This window comes from Pseudomonas sp. 05N434, from assembly GCF_056396965.1.
On record NZ_JBFTMK010000562.1, the window covers coordinates 1 to 3,282 of the forward strand.

The following is a 3,282-nucleotide window of genomic DNA, read 5'->3' on the forward strand; positions in this document are numbered from 1 at the left end:
CATTATGTCCGTGCCAGTCCCCTCGAGGTCCGGCATCACCCACCTTTACAAGTCAATGAACCTAGCGGACGCTTTTGCGATTCGGCTCCCTGCGGGCACATCCAGCAATCCAGATTTGCTAGCTCGATTCATCCTTTCCCACCAGCCATCCTGGATCGGATGGCTCATGAAAGTCCGAGACACTATCGTTGCCTGTTTTGGTCTCAAGACAACCAAACATTTGGCATCACTTGCTAATCGGATTGGAATCTTCAAGGTCTACAGCACGAACCAGACTGAAATCGTGTTGGGAGAGGACGACAAACACCTCGACTTCCGGATATCGATCCTATGTTCTGGAGAGGCAGAGCCAGAAGGCAGTCGCCAACTCGTTTTTTCAACCGTGGTCCAGTGCCACAACCGTCTAGGCCGGGCCTACATCTTCGTTATTGCCCCATTTCACCGCTTGGTTGTTAAGGCCAGCCTCCTCCGTGCAGCGCGCGTCGGTTGGCCTCTGGCTACCTGTCCCTAAGGTCTAACCCGCCCATCGTAAGGCTGTTCTGGCAAGCCTGGCCAAGGCTCTCATGTCAAACGTCAGGCCTCTATACCTCTAAAGATTCCAAACGCAGCAAGTGCTTTTCAAAGCCCCGGCTTTTCATCAACCACGGGGCTTTCAAACAGAATTTTCATGACACCCGTGCGGTCTGAAAATCAGGCGCATCCCTGTAAGGAGCACGGCAATGAAATTCGCGAAAATCGCACAGAAACTCTCCCTATGGGCGGGCCAACCCCGGACATTTATGGGGGCGATCATTCTGATTGTCCTTTGGGGCCTGAGTGGGCCGTTTTTTCATTTCAACGATACCTGGCAACTGATCATCAACACCTCGACCACGATCATCACCTTCCTGATGGTGTTCCTGATCCAGAACACCCAGAACCGTGACACGGACATTTTGCACCTGAAGATCGATGAGTTATTGCGGGTGACCAAGGACGCGCAGAACGCGATGCTGGGGCTCGAGTCCCTGGACCTCAAACAGCTGGAAGCGTTGAGAAAGAAATATCGCACCCTCGGCGAGGGGGAAACGATTTCCCTGGACGGCACGGTCGTCGAGGAAACCAAGAAGGATTCGAATCAGGATTGATCCCGGCAGCGGGTGACCGACGTCACCCGCGCAACAGACTGACTAACGACTGGCTTGCAGCGCCCTGGCCATTTGCAGATGGTTTTGCAGCTTGGGCAGGGTTTCTTCGGCGAACGCTTTGATTTGCGGCACGTCCGTGGTCTGCGCTTGTTGTTGAAGTTGCTCGATGGCTTCCTGGGTGGTTTTTACCTGACTGTCGACGTACGCCTGATCGAAAGAGGTATCGTCCTTAATCTCCGGTATCAAGGCTTTGGCCTTGTCGACCACCTCTTCGCGTGGTGCGACCGGTAAATCGAGTTGCTTGGCAATTTTCGCCAGATGCTGGTTGGCGGTGGTGCGATCGTTGATCACCACGATGGTGTAATCCTTGACCTCTTTGGATGCGGTTTTCTGGTGCGCCAGGCGGCTGGCTTCGATGTCGGCCATGCCTTGGGCCGACGCCTCATTGACGAATTCGGCGGGAGACTGGGCAAAGGCACTGCTGGCGCACAGGCCCAGTAACGTGGCAAAACCGGCATTGCGTAAACGGGTGGCCATCCGGCTCATGGTCGCGCCCTCCTTCCTGAAAATTCAAACGGGAGCTTGCGCCCCCGTCCATTAAACAAAACTACCTTCACCTATTACGGAGTTTTCTGACCGCCTTTGCGGCCCATGCCGCCTTTGGCAGGGTCTTTATCAACAGTCGTCGTGGTAGTTTTCCCACCTTTGCGATTGGCTTCAGACGCCTTCGTTCGATCGATGGCGCTACCCGGGGTCGGATGTTTTGAAGTAGGCATGGTTCTCATCCTCTTGGTGATGATCACAGCGAGCAGACGCCCGCATAGGATATGAATTTCCATACCTGAAAAGGTTTAGAAAACCTGGCAGCATCGCGACGAACGGTGACGGATTTTCAGACCCCGAGACGTGAATGGTGCTGGCGCTTGGCGGCGTACATTGCCTCATCGGCATGCCTGAACAGCTGCTTTTCTTCGGTGCCATGTTCGGGGTATCGCGCGACGCCGATGCTCGGCTGGATCGTCAGGTTGTGCCCGTCCAGACGCAGGGGCTGAACCAGCACCTGGCGGATTTTCCCCGCCACATTCTCGGCATCTTCGGCGGCGTGGATGTTGTGCAACAACACGACAAATTCATCACCACCAATGCGCGCCACCGTGTCGGTTTCGCGCACGCAGCCCTTGAGCCGATTGGCGACCGCTTGCAGCAACATGTCGCCGACCGCATGACCGAGGGTGTCGTTGACTTGCTTGAAGCGGTCAAGGTCGACATAGAGCAACGCCATTCGACCGGAGTCTGCCCGGGCCAGCGCCAGCGAAGCTTTCAGGCGTTCGCGCAGCAATTCGCGATTGGGCAGCTGAGTCAGTTGATCGTACTGGGCCATGCGCTGGAGCCGGGCGTGCAATTGCTTACGCTCGATCGCGGTCGCGACCTGAGCGCAAACATACTGCAGCAACTCCTTGTCTTGCTCGGTGTAGCGCTCGCCGCCCGGCACGCTTTTGACGATCAGAGCGCCGATGGTGCCGTTTTGCGAACTCAACGGCACGCCCAGCCAGCAGGGTGAGTCCTGGCCCTTGACCAATGCCGCAAACCCTTCCGGCAGATTGTCCTGATCCGGGGTCAGCAGAATCGGCAAGCCACTGCGAATCACTTCTGCGCACAAACGCCCGGTAACAGTCCCGGGATCCTCGGGTTGCAGCTCATGGTCGTCGACGTGATAGGGGAAATTCAGCCGCGCGCAGTGCTCGTCATACAGTGCCACGGAGAAATTCAACGCCGGCAGCCATTCGCCGATGATCGAATGGATGCGTTTGAACAGCGCCAGCAAATCTTCCGCCGCGTGGGCTGCTTCGGAGATCGCATACAGCGCCGCTTGTCGGGACTCGGCCTGTTTGCGCTCGGTGATGTCGCGCGCCACGGCGATACGCAACTGATCGACCTCCGACCAACGTGCCGACCAGAGAATGTGCACCACCCGGCCGTCCTTGCGCAGGTAACGATTTTCAAAGTTGAGCTTGGGTTCGCCCCCCATGATCTCGCGCGCGGCGTCGAGGGTACGCTGTCGGTCGGCAGGGTGAACCAGATCGATCATCGACTGGCCGATCAGCTCGTCGGGGGTGTAACCGAAAATGCGCTCGCAGGCCGCGCTGACAAATAC

5 protein-coding genes are annotated in these 3,282 nt (G+C 57.0%); 2 read left to right on the forward strand and 3 right to left on the reverse strand.

The window, feature by feature from the left end; genetic code table 11:
* The first annotated feature begins 1 nt into the window (after nt 1).
* Both AC1DLB_RS25815 and AC1DLB_RS25820 read left to right on the forward strand, forming a co-directional pair.
* Complete coding sequence (locus AC1DLB_RS25815; protein ID WP_477785893.1) at nt 2-511, forward strand: DUF2867 domain-containing protein; 510 nt, start codon at nt 2-4, stop codon at nt 509-511.
* A 208-nt stretch (nt 512-719) separates the two neighbouring features.
* Complete coding sequence (locus AC1DLB_RS25820; RefSeq protein WP_477743379.1) at nt 720-1,127, forward strand: low affinity iron permease family protein; 408 nt, start codon at nt 720-722, stop codon at nt 1,125-1,127.
* A 42-nt stretch (nt 1,128-1,169) separates the two neighbouring features.
* On the opposite strand, the gene AC1DLB_RS25825 is transcribed toward AC1DLB_RS25820, so the two are convergent.
* From AC1DLB_RS25825 to AC1DLB_RS25835, 3 genes are all read right to left on the reverse strand, one after another.
* Nucleotides 1,170-1,673 carry a DUF4142 domain-containing protein gene (locus tag AC1DLB_RS25825; protein WP_086944815.1) on the reverse strand — a complete coding sequence of 168 codons (504 nt, stop codon included), beginning with the start codon at nt 1,671-1,673 and terminating at the stop codon, nt 1,170-1,172.
* Nucleotides 1,674-1,747: 74 nt separating this feature from the next.
* A complete protein-coding gene (locus AC1DLB_RS25830) occupies nt 1,748-1,903 on the reverse strand; it encodes a stress protein (protein WP_477743378.1) in 156 nt (51 codons plus the stop codon).
* Between the two features lie 116 nt (nt 1,904-2,019).
* Nucleotides 2,020-3,282: diguanylate cyclase domain-containing protein (locus AC1DLB_RS25835; protein WP_477785894.1), on the reverse strand; the 1,263-nt coding region annotated here is incomplete at its 5' end.